The organism is Ectopseudomonas khazarica, assembly GCF_017915135.1.
Taxonomy (GTDB): domain Bacteria; phylum Pseudomonadota; class Gammaproteobacteria; order Pseudomonadales; family Pseudomonadaceae; genus Aquipseudomonas; species Aquipseudomonas khazarica.
Window position 1 is genome coordinate 3953823 of the sequence record NZ_CP068551.1, and the last position, 15877, is coordinate 3969699.

18 protein-coding genes are annotated in these 15877 nt (G+C 66.2%); 4 read left to right on the forward strand and 14 right to left on the reverse strand.

Annotated elements, in window-relative coordinates; all coding sequences use genetic code 11:
* Positions 1-7: 7 nt before the first annotated feature.
* On the reverse strand, positions 8-787 hold the full coding sequence (locus JLK41_RS18640; protein ID WP_210389567.1) for a class I SAM-dependent methyltransferase: 780 nt from the start codon (positions 785-787) through the stop codon (positions 8-10).
* Positions 788-893: 106 nt separating this feature from the next.
* On the opposite strand from JLK41_RS18640, the gene JLK41_RS18645 reads away from it, so the two are divergent.
* Positions 894-1661 (forward strand): hypothetical protein, encoded by a 768-nt coding sequence (locus JLK41_RS18645; RefSeq protein WP_244229981.1) that lies wholly within the window; start codon positions 894-896, stop codon positions 1659-1661.
* 39 nt (positions 1662-1700) lie between these two features.
* Here the strand turns inward: JLK41_RS18645 and JLK41_RS18650 are convergent, their stop codons facing one another.
* The 7 genes from JLK41_RS18650 to ppc form a co-directional block, all read right to left on the reverse strand.
* Positions 1701-2402, reverse strand: a complete 702-nt coding sequence (locus JLK41_RS18650) for an extensin-like domain-containing protein (RefSeq protein WP_210389568.1) — start codon at positions 2400-2402, stop codon at positions 1701-1703.
* Positions 2403-2414: 12 nt separating this feature from the next.
* Positions 2415-3284, reverse strand: a complete 870-nt coding sequence (locus JLK41_RS18655) for a DUF72 domain-containing protein (protein WP_210389569.1) — start codon at positions 3282-3284, stop codon at positions 2415-2417.
* Positions 3285-3335: 51 nt separating this feature from the next.
* A complete protein-coding gene (locus tag JLK41_RS18660) occupies positions 3336-3680 on the reverse strand; it encodes a hypothetical protein (RefSeq protein WP_037049343.1) in 345 nt (114 codons plus the stop codon).
* 113 nt (positions 3681-3793) lie between these two features.
* The gene (tsaB, locus tag JLK41_RS18665) at positions 3794-4477 is read right to left on the reverse strand and encodes a tRNA (adenosine(37)-N6)-threonylcarbamoyltransferase complex dimerization subunit type 1 TsaB (protein WP_037049346.1); all 684 of its coding nucleotides are present in this window, start codon (positions 4475-4477) and stop codon (positions 3794-3796) included.
* Between the two features lie 107 nt (positions 4478-4584).
* Positions 4585-5358: a 5'-nucleotidase, lipoprotein e(P4) family gene (locus tag JLK41_RS18670; protein WP_210389570.1), complete on the reverse strand. Its 774-nt coding sequence runs from the start codon at positions 5356-5358 to the stop codon at positions 4585-4587.
* Between the two features lie 187 nt (positions 5359-5545).
* A complete protein-coding gene (adk, locus tag JLK41_RS18675; protein WP_210389571.1) occupies positions 5546-6193 on the reverse strand; it encodes an adenylate kinase in 648 nt (215 codons plus the stop codon).
* 223 nt (positions 6194-6416) lie between these two features.
* Positions 6417-9053 carry a phosphoenolpyruvate carboxylase gene (ppc, locus tag JLK41_RS18680; protein ID WP_210389572.1) on the reverse strand — a complete coding sequence of 879 codons (2637 nt, stop codon included), beginning with the start codon at positions 9051-9053 and terminating at the stop codon, positions 6417-6419.
* Between the two features lie 146 nt (positions 9054-9199).
* On the opposite strand from ppc, the gene JLK41_RS18685 reads away from it, so the two are divergent.
* From JLK41_RS18685 to lptF, 3 genes are all read left to right on the forward strand, one after another.
* Positions 9200-9559, forward strand: a complete 360-nt coding sequence (locus tag JLK41_RS18685; RefSeq protein WP_210389573.1) for a pilin assembly protein — start codon at positions 9200-9202, stop codon at positions 9557-9559.
* A gap of 386 nt (positions 9560-9945) precedes the next feature.
* Entirely contained in the window at positions 9946-10359 is a 414-nt protein-coding gene (locus JLK41_RS18690) for a DUF4398 domain-containing protein (RefSeq protein ID WP_134677073.1), read from the forward strand.
* Positions 10360-10406: 47 nt separating this feature from the next.
* On the forward strand, positions 10407-11192 hold the full coding sequence (gene lptF / locus JLK41_RS18695) for a lipotoxin F family OmpA-related lipoprotein LptF (protein ID WP_210389574.1): 786 nt from the start codon (positions 10407-10409) through the stop codon (positions 11190-11192).
* Between the two features lie 82 nt (positions 11193-11274).
* Here the strand turns inward: lptF and JLK41_RS18700 are convergent, their stop codons facing one another.
* From JLK41_RS18700 to JLK41_RS18725, 6 genes are all read right to left on the reverse strand, one after another.
* On the reverse strand, positions 11275-11598 hold the full coding sequence (locus JLK41_RS18700; protein ID WP_037049362.1) for a PA3694 family proteiin: 324 nt from the start codon (positions 11596-11598) through the stop codon (positions 11275-11277).
* Positions 11595-12458, reverse strand: a complete 864-nt coding sequence (locus JLK41_RS18705) for an alpha/beta hydrolase (RefSeq protein ID WP_134677083.1) — start codon at positions 12456-12458, stop codon at positions 11595-11597. The genes JLK41_RS18700 and JLK41_RS18705 overlap by 4 nt, the downstream gene beginning before the upstream one ends.
* 19 nt (positions 12459-12477) lie before the next feature.
* Complete coding sequence (locus JLK41_RS18710) at positions 12478-13224, reverse strand: TIGR00266 family protein (RefSeq protein WP_037049368.1); 747 nt, start codon at positions 13222-13224, stop codon at positions 12478-12480.
* 70 nt (positions 13225-13294) lie between these two features.
* The gene (locus tag JLK41_RS18715; protein ID WP_210389575.1) at positions 13295-13954 is read right to left on the reverse strand and encodes a Bax inhibitor-1 family protein; all 660 of its coding nucleotides are present in this window, start codon (positions 13952-13954) and stop codon (positions 13295-13297) included.
* Positions 13955-13996: 42 nt separating this feature from the next.
* Entirely contained in the window at positions 13997-15286 is a 1290-nt protein-coding gene (locus tag JLK41_RS18720) for a flavohemoglobin expression-modulating QEGLA motif protein (protein ID WP_150606082.1), read from the reverse strand.
* An 8-nt stretch (positions 15287-15294) separates the two neighbouring features.
* Positions 15295-15846, reverse strand: coding sequence for a hypothetical protein (locus tag JLK41_RS18725; RefSeq protein ID WP_037049376.1), 552 nt, complete (start codon positions 15844-15846; stop codon positions 15295-15297).
* Between the last annotated feature and the right edge of the window lie 31 nt (positions 15847-15877).

The following is a 15877-nucleotide window of genomic DNA, read 5'->3' on the forward strand; positions in this document are numbered from 1 at the left end:
CCGGGGCTCAGGTTTCCAGCTTCTTCTTCGGATAGATGTCGTAGCGGCTGGACTTGCCCTCGAGCACGTAGCCGGGCTTGCTGCCCTCGATCGCCGGCGCCTTGCGCGGTCGCTTGACCACCACCCGGTGACTGGCCAGCGCCAGCGCCGCCTGCAGCAACGCCGGTGCATCCAGGTCGTCGCCGACGAAGGGGCGGAACAGCCGCATCTCCTTCTTCACCAGCGCGCTCTTGTCGCGATGCGGGAACATCGGATCGAGGTAGATCACCTGCGGGGCCTCGTCCTGCCAGTGCTGCATCAGCTCGATGGCATTGCCGTTGAGCAGGCGCATCCGCGCGGCGATGGGGGCGACCTCCAGATTCAGCGCGGCGCGCTGCAGACCGTCTTCCAGCAACGCGGCGACCAGCGGCTGGCGCTCGATCAGCGTCATCTCGCAGCCCAGGCTGGCCAGCACGAAGGCGTCGCGCCCCAGGCCAGCGGTTGCATCGAGGATTCGCGGGCGAATTCCCGACTGCACGCCCACCGCCTTGGCGATCATCTGCCCGCTGCCCCCCCCGAACTGGCGCCGATGCGCCGCCGCCCCCTCGACGAAGTCCACCCGCACCGGCCCAGGCGCCTTGTCGCCCAGCTCGACCAGTTGCAGCCCGTCATCGCCGAGCTGCAAGGCGAACTCGGTGTCCCCCTGCTGCGCCAGGCCAAGGCGCGAGGCCCACCGGGCGGCCGCTTCGGCGTACTGAGGATGCAAGGCTTGCATGTGGATACTGGCGTTGTGCCGCTCGTCGGTCATTGGTTCTGTCTGCTCAGAAATCACTCAAGTCATCGACCCGCAGGCCGATAGCGAAGAAGCGGCATTCTGCCAGACCCGGCCGCCGACAGCCGCATCGAGTGTGATCATGTTCGACGCTCTATCCGCTCCACGCCCGCTCAGCAGTCCGGCGAGCCCACGCCCGCACGACGATGACCTGGACAAGGCGGCGCGCGAATCCCTCGATTACCAGATTCTGCGCCGTACCCTGGGCATCGAGGACAAACAGAAGCCCGGCGAGATCGCCCGCGAGCTGAACGACACCGTCGAGCCGCCGGCGGTATCCGCCAGCGCCGCCTCCGTCAGCCAGGCGGTGGTCGACCAGCGCTCGCTGGAACTCGACGTCACGCTCGAGCAGACGCCTCAGCAGGTCGACCCCCTGGTGCTGGACCTGGCCGGCAACGGCTTCTCCACCAGTGGCCTGCTCCGCCCGACACGCTTCGACCTGGATGCCGATGGCCGCACGGACTCGGTCAGCATGCCCAGCGGCGACGATGCGCTGCTGGCGCTGGATCGCAACGGCAATGGCCGCATCGACGACGGCCGCGAACTGTTCGGCGACCAGCATGGCGCCGCCAACGGCTTCGCCGAGCTGGCGCGCTTCGACGATAACGGTGATGGCCGCATCGACGCGGCCGATGCCGTGTTCGACCAGTTGCGCCTGCTGCGCTTCGACGCCCAGGGCCGCCAGCACCTGCAGACACTCGACGAAGCGGGCGTCAGCGCCATCGACCTGCAGGCGCGCGACGTCAGCATCGCCCTGGGTGCCTACGACCAGATCGCCCAGCTGGGACGGTTCGAGTTCAGCGACGGACGCAACGGGCAGGCGGCCGACCTGCTGCTGGCCAAGCGCTAGCTGTGTAAACCCTGCCCTGCAACAGCCAGACGCGACGCCCTAGCGGCACATCCGCCACATGCCCATGTCCAGGTGGAAGTGGTCACGGTGCGCCGCGTTGTAGTCCGGCCCCAGGGTGATGTTGAAGCGCTCGCAGGCGGCGTCCTGTACCAGACGCAGGAAACGCGCGTTGTCGCCCTCCCCCGACCAGTCGTGCAGCACGCTGATGCGCCGGCCATCGCGAAGGCGAAAACCGACCAGGTCCAGGGCATTGGCATAGGAATGCTGGCTCGGCCGCTGGCTGCCGGCGATGCTGCGACAGGCGAAGCTGCCGACATGCTCGACACGGCTTACCGGCTGGCCGAACACGCGTTGCGCCGCTGGCTGCAGACCATGGCGCTCGAACAGCGCGAAGCTCACCGCCAGCGGACAGGTGGCCATGAAGCTGCTGCTCAGGCCGACGCGGCCGCCCTGGACGCGCACGGCATTGCGTAGCGGACAACTGGGTTGCGGCGTGCTGTCAGGCAGGCGGGCGAAACGCAGGTCGGCGGTCGCCAGGGCCAGATCGCACAGCGCGCGATCCTCGCTCAGACGCCAGACCTTGAAACCGGTCAGCAGGTTCGGCGCGTCCCGCACATCCAGCGGTGCCCAGGGGTTGAAACGCGGCGCGACATCCAGCCAGCCGCGCCACAGGGCAAGCAGCAGCGCCGCGCCCAGCAGCACGGACACGAGCAACAGCCAGCCGACCTTGCGTATCAGCATCGACATTCTCCGTCAGAGCAGGCCGAGCTGTTCCAGCTCCGGCTCCACCTGCAACACCGGCAGTTCGGGCAACCCGGGCAGGCGCTGCATCAACTGCTGGTGGAAACGCCGGGCCAGTTCGGGGGCCAGGCGGTTGTCCGACGTATGCGCGAACACGTAGGGGCGCAGCCCCTGTTCGATCCAGCCGGCGACCTTGTCCAGCCAGGGAAGCATGAAAGGATCATTGGCCAGCAGCTCGGGGTGGCCGATGAAACGCAGTTGCGGGCTCTGGCTGAAGGCCGTGGGTCGAGTGGGCAGGCGCGGCTTCTTGGCCTGGGCGTGCAACACCGCAGGCGCCTGCGACTCACAGCTGAACAGCGCACGCGAATCCAGGCAGACGCGCTCGATGCCGCGCTCGTGCAGCAGGCGATTGAGCAGCCGTTCGGCATCGCCCTTGGCGAAGAACTCCGGGTGACGCACCTCGATCGCCAGCGGCAGGTCACCCCAGTTCTCGATGAACGACGCCAGCTCCGCCAGTCGCGAAGGAGCGAAGCTGGCCGGCAGCTGCAGCCAGTACGGCTGCACCCGTGCGCCGAGCGGCGCCAGCAACTGGCGAAACTGCGCCACCTCATCCAGCTGCTGGCAGAGGTCGTCGCGGTGGCTGATCTCACGCGGCAGCTTGGCACAGAAGCGGAAATGCTCCGGCATCTGCTGCGCCCAACGCGCCACCGTCTGCTCACTGGGCCGGGCATAGAAGGTGGTATTGCCCTCCACCGCATTGAACACCTGGACATAGCGCACGAGAAACTCGGCCGGCCGCGTGTCGTCAGGGTAGAGCGTGGCGCGCCAGGCCGCTTCGCTCCAGGACGGGCAACCGAGGTAGTAAGGAAGCGCAGCAGTCATCGGTCGATGCAAGCCACCTGGCAGAGGCGCGGAAAACGCGGTGAAACGGAGTTACGCGTAGAGGTCGAGACCGAGTACTTCCTGCGCATCGGACTCGCTCGCGTAGGCGGCGGTGGTGCTGTAGCTGGCCAGCGCCTGAGCGGCACGACCACTCAGCGCAGGTTGTTGATAGCCCAGGTCCTGGGAGCGCGCGGGCAGGCTGTCGCCGTTACTGCTGCTGGCCTGGACCCGGCGAATCTGCGGGGTCTGCTCCAGCCCCTGGCTGCTGGCCGGAGCGGCCGGCTGCTCGCGCTGAGCCTCGACTTCCCGCTGCGCCTCGCGATAGGGCGTGACCGCAGTCCCCGAACGGGGGCCGCGATCTGGCGAGTAGGAAGGTAGGTAACCGTCGATCCGCATCTAGGACTGCTCGGTAGGCTCGGCTGAACAAGGCATTGTGTTGGCAATGTAGCGGCGTGTATCGACCTTGGCAAATACCATCCGCCCGTCGACGCCGCGCATCCGACCGGCTGTCACGCCGGCGGCGCCTTGGGTGTGGCGACCTGGTCACGCAGGTACACCGGCTGCGCCTGGTCGGCAGGCAGCGCCTCGCCACGACTCCAGGCAAAGCGGGCCAGCGCGAGCAGGTCCTCGGCATGCGGCAGCAGGCTGCCATCCATGCCACTCGGTTGCAGCGCGATGCGCGCGGCGAAGGTGCCCCAGCCGGTGCCGGCGCCGAACCACTCGCCAGCGCTGCCACGCGGCGCCTCGGCCTGCTCCGGCGGCAGCACGGCTTCCTGGCCAAGCAGACGCATCTCGCCCTCCTGCGCCTGGTAGCAGCCCCAGTACACCTCGTCCATCCGCGCATCGATGGCCGCCGCGACCTGTGTCACCCCACGCTCACGCAGGGCGCGCTGAGCCAGTACGGCCAGGTTGGACACCGGCACCACCGGGCGCTCGAGCGCGAAGGCCAGCCCCTGCACCACGCCGATGGCGATACGCACGCCGGTGAAGGCGCCGGGGCCACGACCGAAGGCAATGGCATCCAGTGCCGCGGCGCTGATGCCGGCGTCTCCCAGCAGTTGCTGGATCATCGGCAGCAGGCGCTGGGCATGCAGGCGCGGAGCGACTTCGTAGTGGCTGAGCACGCGACCGTCGTGCAGCAGCGCGACGGAGCAGGCTTCGGTGGCGGTATCCAGGGCCAGGAGAGTGGTCATTGGGTTCGGACGGCTGAAGAAAAAAGAGCCGGCATTAGACCGGCTCGAGGATTTTTTTTCCAGTTTCATGACGGTGCCCGGCCTGCGCCGGGCGACCGACGGGAGCCTTACCAGGGCTCGATGACTGTCTCGGCGTCCCAGCCCTGGAGCGGCGCCTTGGACCAGGTGCCGTAACCGGCGTTGGGGAAGACGATCCACTCGGTGCCCCACTTGCCCGCCTCTTCGGCGACGGTCTTGCGTTGCGCATCGAGCGGGGTCTTGCGGAAACGGGCATCGAAGTCATGCAGGGTATCGCCGAGCAGCAGCACGATCTGGTGATCGGCGCTGACGATGGCGCGGCGCTCGACCTTGGGCGGGCCCAGCAGCAGCACGCTGTCCGCCGAGACCTGCGGCAACCCCAGTTTGCTCAGGGTGGCCAGGGTGTACTTCTTCTGCTCGTCGGAGCGGTCGGACACGTAGCGAATGGTCACCCCGAGCTTGTCGGCGTGTTCGAGGAATTTCTTCGCGCCGGGGATCAGCGCCGGTGTGCCGTCACGCTCCCAGGGCAGCCAGGTGTCCCAGGCGTCGTATTGATGACAGTTGGCCAGGTCCCGCGCCAGCAGCGCGCTGTTGTCGATCACCGTTTCATCGAGGTCGGTGACGATGGCCAGCTTGGCGGGGTCTTTTGCCGCAGCCACGGCCTTGTCGAGTTTCTCCGTGGCGATGTTGTAGGCCTGCAACTGCAGCGCCTGGATTTCCGCCGACTGCTGCTGGAAGCGCAGGCCCATGCGGAACTCGGAAACGGAACAGTCGGTCTTGCTCGGTGCTGCGGAATCGGCGAATGCCAGCGGAGCGGCCAGCAGCGATGCGGCAAGGCCCAGCCAGATACGTTTATCGGTCATTGAATACCCTCTTCCTTATTGGTTCACCTGTCGACACGCCCCAGGCGCCCGCCCGAGGCTTGCACGGTCGATACTAGTCGGCCCTGTAGTGCGGGCCATGCTTGAGAGCGACCCGAACATACCATGTTGCAGAAACGACCAAGGCCCCTTTCGGGGCCTTGGCAGGAGGACGACTGGCGGGGTGGACTCAGTCCAGCGCGGCCAGGGTCTTCGCGGTGATATGCTCGACGCTGCCGACACCCGGAATGTGGGTGTACTTCGGCGTGCCGGTCTCGGCAGAGAGGTTCTGGTAGAAGTCCACCAGCGGCTTGGTCTGCGAATGGTAGACGGACAGGCGATGACGCACGGTCTCTTCCTTGTCGTCTTCGCGCTGCACCAGCTCCTCACCGGTGAGGTCGTCCTTGCCGGTCTCTTTCGGCGGGTTGTATTCGGTGTGGTAGACGCGGCCGGAAGCCGGGTGTACGCGACGACCGGACAGACGCTTGACGATTTCCTCGTCGTCCACGGCGATTTCCACCACGTGGTCCAGCGCCACGCCGGCATCACGCAGGGCTTCGGCCTGCGGAATGGTGCGCGGGAAGCCGTCGAACAGGAAGCCGTTGGCGCAATCGGCCTGAGCGATGCGCTCCTTGACCAGGTTGATGATCAGGTCATCGGAGACCAGACCGCCGGCGTCCATCACGCTCTTGGCCTTCAGGCCGAGCTCGGTGCCGGCCTTGACCGCAGCACGCAGCATGTCGCCAGTGGAGATTTGCGGAATACCGAACTTCTCGGTGATGTAGCGAGCCTGGGTACCTTTGCCGGCACCGGGCGCCCCCAGCAGAATCACGCGCATCGATGTGCTCCTCAAGATTTATCTAGTAATCGGTCGGACTCGCCTCGTGGGGCCAATCTCTTGAATGGTGTGCGGCAGCTGTAGCGGCCAAAAGGCTGCTCAAGATACACAGCACTCCCCAGGCGCACAAGCCGCCTAAAGTCGGATAAAAACCCTCCGCCCGATGCAGTGCCAACAGCCGGCAGGGGCGGCGCGATACGCGCCTCATGCCCCTGCGACGGCCTCAGCCGGTGTTGCGCAGACCCGCCGCGATACCCGCCACGCTAACCAGCAACGCCTGCTCGAGAGGGCTCTCCGGCGCCTGCTCGCGGAGCCGGCAGCGGGCCAGCAACTCGGCCTGCAACAGGTGCAGCGGATCGAGATAGGTATTGCGCACGCTGATCGACTCCAGCGTCTCGGGACTGTGCGCGAGCAGGCGAGACTGCCCGGTCAGTTCCAGCACGGCGGAGCACGCCTGCGACAATAGGTCGCGTAATTGCCCACCCAGCGGCTGCAAGGCCGGCTCGACCAGCCGCTCGTCGTACAGTGCCGCGATGCTGGCGTCGGCCTTGCTCAGGACCATCTCCAGCATGTCGATGCGCGTGCGGAAGAACGGCCAGTGCTCGCGCATGTGTTTGAGCAGCTCGCCATCGCCCCCCGCCAGGGCCTGCCCCAGCGCCTGCTCCCAGCCCAGCCAGGCCGGCAGCATCAGGCGCGTCTGGGTCCAGGCGAAGATCCACGGAATCGCCCGCAGGCTCTCCACGCCGCCCGCGCGCCGCTTGGCCGGCCGGCTGCCCAGCGGCAACCGGCCCAGCTCCTGCTCCGGCGTGGCCTGGCGGAAGTACTCGACGAACTGCGGGTGCTCGCGCACCACGCCACGGTAAGCCTGCACACCGGCACTGGCGAGACGGTCCATCATCGCCCGCCAGCTGGGCTCGGGCGCCGGTGGTGGCAGCAGCGTGGCTTCCAGCACTGCCGCCAGGTAGAGGTTGAGGTTCTGCTCGGCGATGTCCGGCAGGCCGAACTTGAAGCGAATCATCTCGCCCTGTTCGGTGGTGCGGAAGCGCCCGGCCACCGAGCCCGGCGGTTGCGACAGGATCGCCGCATGCGCAGGGCCACCGCCACGGCCCACGGTGCCACCGCGACCATGGAACAGCAGCAACTCGACCTGATGTGCCTGGCACAGGCGCACCAGTTCTTCCTGGGCGCGGTACTGCGCCCAGGCCGCCGCGGTAGTACCGGCATCCTTGGCCGAGTCGGAATAGCCGATCATCACCTCCTGCGGCCCGTGCAGGCGCGCCCGGTAGCCAGGCAGGCCCAGCAGGCGGTCGATCGCCGGGCCGGCGTGATCGAGGTCGGCCAGGGTTTCGAAAAGTGGCACCACACGCATCGGCCGGCGCAACCCGGCCTCCTTGAGCAGCAACTGCACGGCGAGGACATCGGAAGCCGCACCGGCCATGGAGATCACGTAGGTGCCCAGCGATGCCGCCGGTGCGGCCGCCACCTCGCGGCAGGTGGCGAGCACCTCGGCGGTGTCCGCCGCCGGACGATAGTCGACGGGCAGCAACGGCCGGCGGCTTTCCAGCTCACGCTGGAGGAACGCCAGGCGCGCCTCCTCGTCCCATTCGGCGTACTTGCCCAGCCCCAGGTAGTCGGTGATCTCCGATAGCGCCGCAGCATGGCGCGCGGCATCCTGGCGCACGTCCAGGCGCACCAGGAACAGGCCGAAGGTCGCCGCCCGGCGCAGGCAATCGAGCAACGGCCCGTCGGCGATCACGCCCATGCCGCAGGCATGCAGCGACTGGTAGCACAGCTGCAGCGGCGCCAGCAGATCATGATTGTCGCGCAGCACTGCGTTGCTCGGCGCGATGTCGGCGTCGAGCGCCTGCTGCGCCCAGCGGCGTGTCTCGCGCAGGCGCTCGCGCAACTGCTTGAGCAACGCACGATACGGCTCGGCGCTGTCGCCGACCTGAGCACGCAGCTCGGCGCTGGCCTGCTGCATGGACAACTCGGCGGCCAGCTGGTCGATATCGCGCAGGTACAGGTCAGCGGCCATCCAGCGCGCCAGCAGCAACACCTCGCGCGTCACCCGCGCGGTGACATTGGGGTTGCCGTCGCGGTCACCACCCATCCAGGACGCGAAGCGAACCGGCGCAGCCTCCAGCGGCAGGCGCAGGCCGGTAGCGGCGCGCAGGCTGTTGTCGGCGCGCCGCAGAAACTGCGGTACCGCCTGCCACAGCGAATGCTCGATCACGGCGAAGCCCCACTTGGCTTCATCCACCGGGCTGGGGCGGCTGCGGCGAATCTCCTCGGTATGCCAGGCCTCGGCGATCAGCCGCTGCAGGCGCTCGACGATAGCCTGGCGCTCTGCCGGCAGCAGGTCGCTGTGATCCAGCGCCGTCAACTGCGCGGCGATGGCGTCGTACTTCTGGATCAGGGTGCGCCGCGCCACCTCGGTAGGGTGGGCGGTGAGCACCAGTTCGATGTCCAGGCGGCCGAGCTGGCGCGCCAGCTCCTCCGCGCCCTGCCCGCTGGCGAGCAGACGTTCGAGCAGTTCGTCGAGCACGCGCAACTCGAAGGGTTCGGGTTCGTCGGCGCGACGCCGGCGCACGCGGTGCTGCTGCTCGGCGATATTGGCCAGGTTGAGGAACTGGTTGAAGGCGCGCGCCACCGGCAGCAGCTCATCGTCGCCGAGCTGACCGAGGGTGCTGGCCAGCTGTTCGGTGTCGGTGGCGGTCCCGCGACGACCGGCCTTGGCGCCCTTGCGAATGCGTTCGATCTTGTCGAGGAACTCGTCGCCCAGCTGGGTGCTGATGGTCTTGCCCAGCAGCTCGCCAAGCAGGTGCACTTCCTCACGCAGACGCGCATCGATTTCTGCCATGTCGCACTCCTTCTCCTGACCGATGTCAACAGAGTGCCCAGCGCGCCAACTTCTTACAAGGGTGCGACGCGCAGCAGGGCGCGCGACAGCGCTGGGTCTAGGCTTGTACACAGGGGTCGCCTGCCCCGTTCGCGAGGAGTGACAGCATGAGAATCCGAGAGCTGGCAGAACATTGGGAACAGAATGCCCAGGGCCGCCTGACGACGACCCGCTACCAGATTCACCTGGATGTCGAAGCGGCCGCCCGCCTGGCCGCGCTCACCGAGATGTACCCCAAACACCACAGCGAAGAACTGCTTGGCGAGCTGATCGGCGCGGCCCTGGAAGAGTTGGAAGCCAGCTTGCCCTACGTGCGCGGCAGCAAGGTCGTGGCCCTGGACGAACAGGGCGATCCGCTCTACGAGGACGTCGGCCCGACACCTCGCTTCCTGGCGCTGTCGCGCAAGTACCTGCGCGAGATCACGGAGATGGACGGGCAGAACCCGCAGGCCCGCCACGGCACCTGAGCGTTCGATATATCGCTCACTTCGCCGATCATCTCGCATCCCTCGAGGCGTTTTTCTATTACGCCGCCTCAACTGACACCGCGCAAAAAAATCCACGGCTCCACGTCAAGCCAGCACAGCCTTCCTCAGCAACCCAGTAGAAACAGCCTCCGCACAGTATTGACGGGGGTTGCAGCGCGCCGCGCCGGCGCCCGAAACCGCTGCTGAAAGCTGGCGAAATGACGCCCCCGCATCTGGCGAATCGTGAGCAAACTGTCATTTTTTCTGAACCATTCAAAAAACACGCGGGTCCCAATTTCAGGTCATCGAGGCACGCCAGCCTCCCGCGGGACGGCTCCTCGATGCGCCACTTGTCACGGATATCGTCATTCATAGGAGTGTTTCAAATGGAGTTAGCCGCCATGAAGACCCATACCGAGAAGCGTCCAAACACCAGCCTGCGCGGAATCAAACTGGCTGCCCTGGTCCTGGGCAGCAGCCTCGTGCTCGCTGGTTGCGCCGGCAACCCGCCCAGTGAGCAGTACGCCGTCACGGAGTCCGCCGTGAACTCGGCGATCAGCGCCGGCGGTACCGAGTTCGCCCCGGTGGAAATGAAAGCCGCGCAGGACAAGCTCAAGCAAGCCGAATTCGCCATGCACGAGGAAGAGTACGAGAAAGCCCGTCGCCTGGCCGAGCAGGCCGAATGGGACGCTCGCCTCGCCGAGCGCAAGGCCCAGGCCGCCAAGGCCGAACGTGCTGTGCAGGATGCCCGCCAGGGTGTTCAGGAACTACGCGAGGAAGGCATGCGCAACGCTCAGTGAGCGCCCGCACCTCGCCCATTCGCTGACAGATATAAGGATGAATCGCCATGCGTAAACACGTGATGATCCCCGCCCTCCTGGCCATGAGCGTCGGCCTCGCCGCCTGCTCGCACCAGCCCAACGCCAACCTCGAGTCGGCTCGCAGCAATTTCTCCTCGCTGCAGAGCGACCCGCAGGCCAACAAGGTCGCGGCGCTGGAAACCAAGGAAGCCCAGGAATGGCTGAACAAGGCCGACAAGGCCTACATGGAGAAGGAAGACGAGAAGAAGGTCGACCAGTTGGCCTACCTGACCAATCAGCGCGTCGAGGTGGCCAAGCAGACCATCGTCCTGCGCAGCGCCGAAGCCGAACTGAAGAACGCATCGGCACGCCGCGCCCAGGCGTTGCTGGACGCTCGCGACGCGCAGATTCGCAAGCTGCAGGACAGCCTCGATGCCAAGCAGACCGAACGCGGCACCCTGGTGACCTTCGGTGACGTCCTGTTCGACTTCAACAAGGCCGAGCTGAAGAGCAGCGCCCTGCCCAACGTCACCGAGCTGGCACGCTTCCTTCAGAAGAACCCGGAACGCCAGGTGATCGTCGAGGGCTACACCGACAGCGTCGGCTCCGCCAGCTACAACCAGGGCCTGTCGGAACGACGCGCCGAGTCGGTCCGTCGCGCGCTGATCCGCGCCGGTGTCGCACCGTCGCGCATCGTCGCCCAGGGCTACGGCAAGGACTACCCCGTCGCGGACAACGGCAGCGACTCCGGCCGTGCGCAGAACCGCCGTGTGGAGGTGACCATCTCCAACGACAACCAGCCGGTCGCGCCCCGCTCCTCCAGCGACGCCTGATCGCCGAGCGCCATGAAGAAACCCGCCTGTTGGCGGGTTTCTTGTTTTCCGGGGTTCGCTTGTCGCAGGGCTCTGCCAGCCCTTACTGCTGCAGCGCGGGCGTTTCCTCGCCCATGCAGCGTACGGCCTGCTTCTTGTTGTCCACCAGCACGCCGGTCAGGCCCTTCTGCTCCAGATCGAACAGCACCAGCACCCCGTCGATGCACTGCGCGACCTGGTTGGCCGGCTTCAGCGACACCTTGTAGTCCTCGCCGGGGATGGTCTTGAGCATGGTGAAGTCGGACAGCAACAGGGCATCTTCGGGCTTGGCGAAATGCACGTAGCCGTAGTACCAGAGCACGGCGACGGTGCCGACGATGCTGCCGATGGCGGTGATGATCAGCGGGATGGGGTTGCGTTCGGTCATTGCGGACTCTCTGTTGCGGATTCGGTAGCCGTTTCCAGGCGTTCGAGCGTGGCCAGCGGCGTCTCGAAGAACGCCAGCAACGACGCGCGCCAGGCCGGTTCGGCGAAGGTTTGCACGTGCGCGCCGCGGGTCGCCTGGAAAGCACGTGGCGGGCGCGCAGCTTGATACAAACGTCGGCCATTGGAAAGCGGCACGATCGTGTCGTCAACACTGTGGTAGATCAGCAGCGGCAAACCCTCGAGCTTGTCGATGCCATGAATGGCGCTGTCGGCATCCGGCACCAGCCAGGACAGCGGCACCTGCAGTGGCCAGGTCAGCCAGGACGTGCTCAGCGCATGGCGCGCGACATCGCGATAGCTCGCCGGTACGCCGTCCAGGGCCATGGCCCGCACGGCTGCCCGCCGCTCGGGGTGCTCAGCCAGATAGTGCACGGCCAACGCCCCGCCGAGGCTCTGCCCCAGCACGAACAGGGGCTGCCCCCGGACTTCTGGCGCCTGCTCGAGCCAGGCGAACGCCGCGTCGATATCCTGGTACACCGCAGGCAGGCTGGGCTTGCCTGCGGAAAGCCCGTAGCCACGGTAATCCAGCATCAGTACCTGATAGCCCTGCTCCGGCAGCCAGTGCACGCCGCCCAGGTGCCAGGCCAGGTTGCCGCCGTTGCCATGCAGATGCAGCACCGTGCCCTTGACCGGCGTACCCGCCTTGGCCGGCAACCACCAGGCGTGCAGGCGGGTGCCATCGGCGGCCTGCAGTTCGATGTCGCGATACGCCAGGCCGGCGCGCTCGGGCGTGATCGGCAATCCCGGCTCGGGATAGAACAGCAACCCGCTGCAACCGGCCAGCCACAGGCTGACCAGCAGCAGGGCCCAGCGCCCGAGTCTACTTGCCACCCGCGCGAACCTCCTCACGGGCCTGCACGGTCGCCGTGTAGACGCGCTCGGCCAGGCGCGAGAACGGCAGGCTCTGGATCCACACGCTGCCCGTGCCCTTGAGGGTGGTCAGGAGGATGCCCTCGCCACCGAACAGCATGCTCTTGAGGCCGCCGGCCAGACCGATGTCGTAGTCGATACCGTCGCTGAAGGCCACCAGGCAGCCGGTGTCGAGACGCAGGGTTTCGTTGTTCAGCTCCTTGCGGATCACCGTGCCGCCTGCATGCACGAAGGCCAGGCCGTCGCCTTCGAGCTTCTGCAGGATGAAGCCCTCGCCGCCGAAGAAGCCCGCGCCGATGCGCTTGGCAAAGCTGATGCCGACGCGGGTGCCATGGGCGGCGCAGAGAAAGGCGTCCTTCTGGCAGATCAGCGTGCCGCCGATCCGCGCCAGCTCGATCGGCACCACGGTACCGGGGTAAGGGGCGGCGAAGGCGACCCGTGCCTGCCCCTTGCCGGCATTGCTGAAGTGGGTCATGAACAGCGACTCACCGGTGAGCATGCGCTTGCCGGCGCTCCACAGCTTGCCCAGCAGGCCGCTGGACGAGCCGTCGCCCATGCGGGTGTCGAAGCGCACGCCCTCGGTCATGTAGTTCATCGCCCCGGCCTCGGCGATCACCGTTTCCCCCGGATCGAGGATGATCTCCACCGACTGTGCGGAACTGCCGAGGATTTCGTAGTCGAGTTGATGGCTGGGCATTACTGGACCTCTGGATCGTTCATATCAAGGCGGGTGACGGGCGCAGGACAACCGCCAGGCACGGCACCCTTCATTTGCGTCCCAGGATTCGCAGAATGCGCAGGAACAGGTTGATGATGTCCATGTACAGCGCGGCTGCACTGTCTATCGCGTTGTCCAGCGTCTTGGGAATCTGATTGGCGCGGCCCCAGTCGTAGCCGATGTAGCCGCAGAAGATCAGCACCACGATCCAGTCGAGGATGCCATGACGGATACCGAACACCAGGACTTCCACCAGTTCCACGACGATCACCAGCAGCAGCGCGATCGTCAGCGCTGAGGCAATGCGCTGGAAGAATGCGGGAAACAAGGTGCCCAGGGCCATCATGCCCAGGGTGACCAGGGCCGTCAGACGGATCGCCTGCTGAACGAGGTTCGCGTCGTAACGGCTGACGACCAGGTTGATGATCAGGCCGAACGGCACCACGACCAGGTTGTAGCCGACGAAGCTCACCAGGGGATTGCTGGAGCTGGAGAACAGGTAGACGCCCAGCATGCAGGACGCGAAGTATCCGCCGAAGAAGACCCAGATATTGATGCTGCGTATCCACTCGACGCTGACCGCTCCCACCATCCACCAGTTGACCGCGAAGCCCCAGAGCAGGGTCAAGCCGATAACCAGGTTGTAGACCGCAGGACTGATGGTGCGATCCGTGAGCTGCACTTGCCGCTCGAAAACCGAATGTTCCATGTTGTACTCCCTGTACAGAGAAATGCGGCGCCCGTCCGGCGCCTAGAGGATGTTGGCGTAGTCCGCTTCGATGCGATCCATGCTCAGGTGGTTGAGGAAGTTGGAGAAGCACATCCAGGCCGACAGTGCATTCATGTCCTGGAACTGCTGCGGCAGGTACTTGGGCGGCAGCACCAGGCCCTCGTCGACCAGTTTGCGCAGGGTGCGCATGTCTTCCAGGGTGGTCTTGCCGCAGAACAACAGCGGGATCTGCTCCAGCTTGCCCTTGCGCACCGCCAACTGGATGTAGTTGTAGATGAGGATGAAGCCCTTCAGGTAGGACAGGTCCTTGGTGAACGGCAGGCCGCTCGGCAGGGAGCCACGAAACACCCGGCTGGCGTTGCTGTAGCTGCCTTCCAGGCCATAGCCCTGCTCGCGAAAGAATTCGAAGACCTGAAGGAAGTCCGCGCCCTCCTCGGCCATGTGGATGGCGCGGGTGCGGTTGGTCAGCTTGCGCAGGCGGGTCGGGTAGGAGGCGAAGGCGATCACCTCCATGAGAATCGCCAGGCCTTCCTGCGTCACCGTCGACGAGGGCGGCCCCTTGGCCAGGAAGGTGCAGATCGGCTGGTTCAGGCCGTTGAGGGTGGTGCCTACGTGCACCAGCCCTTCGTGCACCTCCAGCGCCTTGACGTCACGCTCGTTGAAGCGCGCATCGCTGCGGATCTTGATGTAGTCGGCGCCGGCGGCGGCGTCGGCGAGAATCCCGTCGGACTCCAGCACCCGCACGGTGTCGTCACCGAACACCTCGGCCAGGCGCTGCTGCAGCATGTTCACCGCATCCCCGGCGCCCAGCGTCTTGGCTTCGTCTTCCAGGTCGCCACGGGCGTCGATGTTGTTGAGGTAGTCGGAGAGCATCAGGCCGAGGTCGGCCAGCGTCGGATCGCCGGCGTGGAAAGCATCGGAGGCCGAACCGTAGAGCTCCTGGCTGATCAGGCCGAAATCCTCGGTGCCACGCGCCTCGAGCATGCGGATGACCATGCGGTACTCGCGACACATGCGCCGCATGATCTGCCCCACCGGGCTGAACTGACCCAGCTGGCGGGTGATGTCACGCTCGATGTTCTGGAACTCCAGGCGCTTGGCCGCGGCATCGAAGCCCAGCGGACGGCCCAGGTAATAGCCGCGATCGATGGCCGGCGGCTGCTTGCCCTTGGCCTTGAGGAAACCGTCGCGGATGCCGTCGTCCCACTTCACCGCGTCGAGCACGCGGATCGGTGTCTGCGCCTCGACGATGCGGTCGCTCAGGGCGCGGATACCGAGTTGATAGTCGTCCAGTTTCTGCTGGCTGTTCATTGCACTCCCTACTCGGCAACCCGCTGATAGCGCGCGATCTCGACGAACAGATCGGCATTGGCCGGATCGTCGAGGTAAGCGAACACCCGGTCCAGCGGGCTGGTGATCAAGGCACCATCGGCTTCGGGCATGGAGACCATCTGGCCTTCCAGCAGGCCCTTGTCCATGTCCTGAAGAATACGGTCGGTGTCGAGGTTATACACCACCAGCTCGTTGTCCCTGGTCAGCTCGAAGCCGGCGATGGCGAAATTGGCGCCCAGGCTCTTCGGCAAACCGGCCGAAAGGTACCAGCGGCGGCCGTGGTGGGCGACGGTGAAGCCGAACTCCTCGAGGCTGTCGAGGTTGTCCGGGCTGCCTTCGTAGATGCGCGCCTCGTACAGGTTGGAGCCGGCCCGGGTGATCTCCAGGAACAGCTGATCGCCCCACTCGTCCTCGCGGCTCCATTCGCCCAGCAGCGGCATGGGTGCCGCCTCGTTGGCCGGAATCGGGTCCTTGAAGGTGACCAGGCAGCCACTCAACAGCAGGAAGGACAGGGCGACCAGTGCGCGCCAGGCTTTCATTTCGCTCTCCTTGTGAAAAACCCTCGACCGC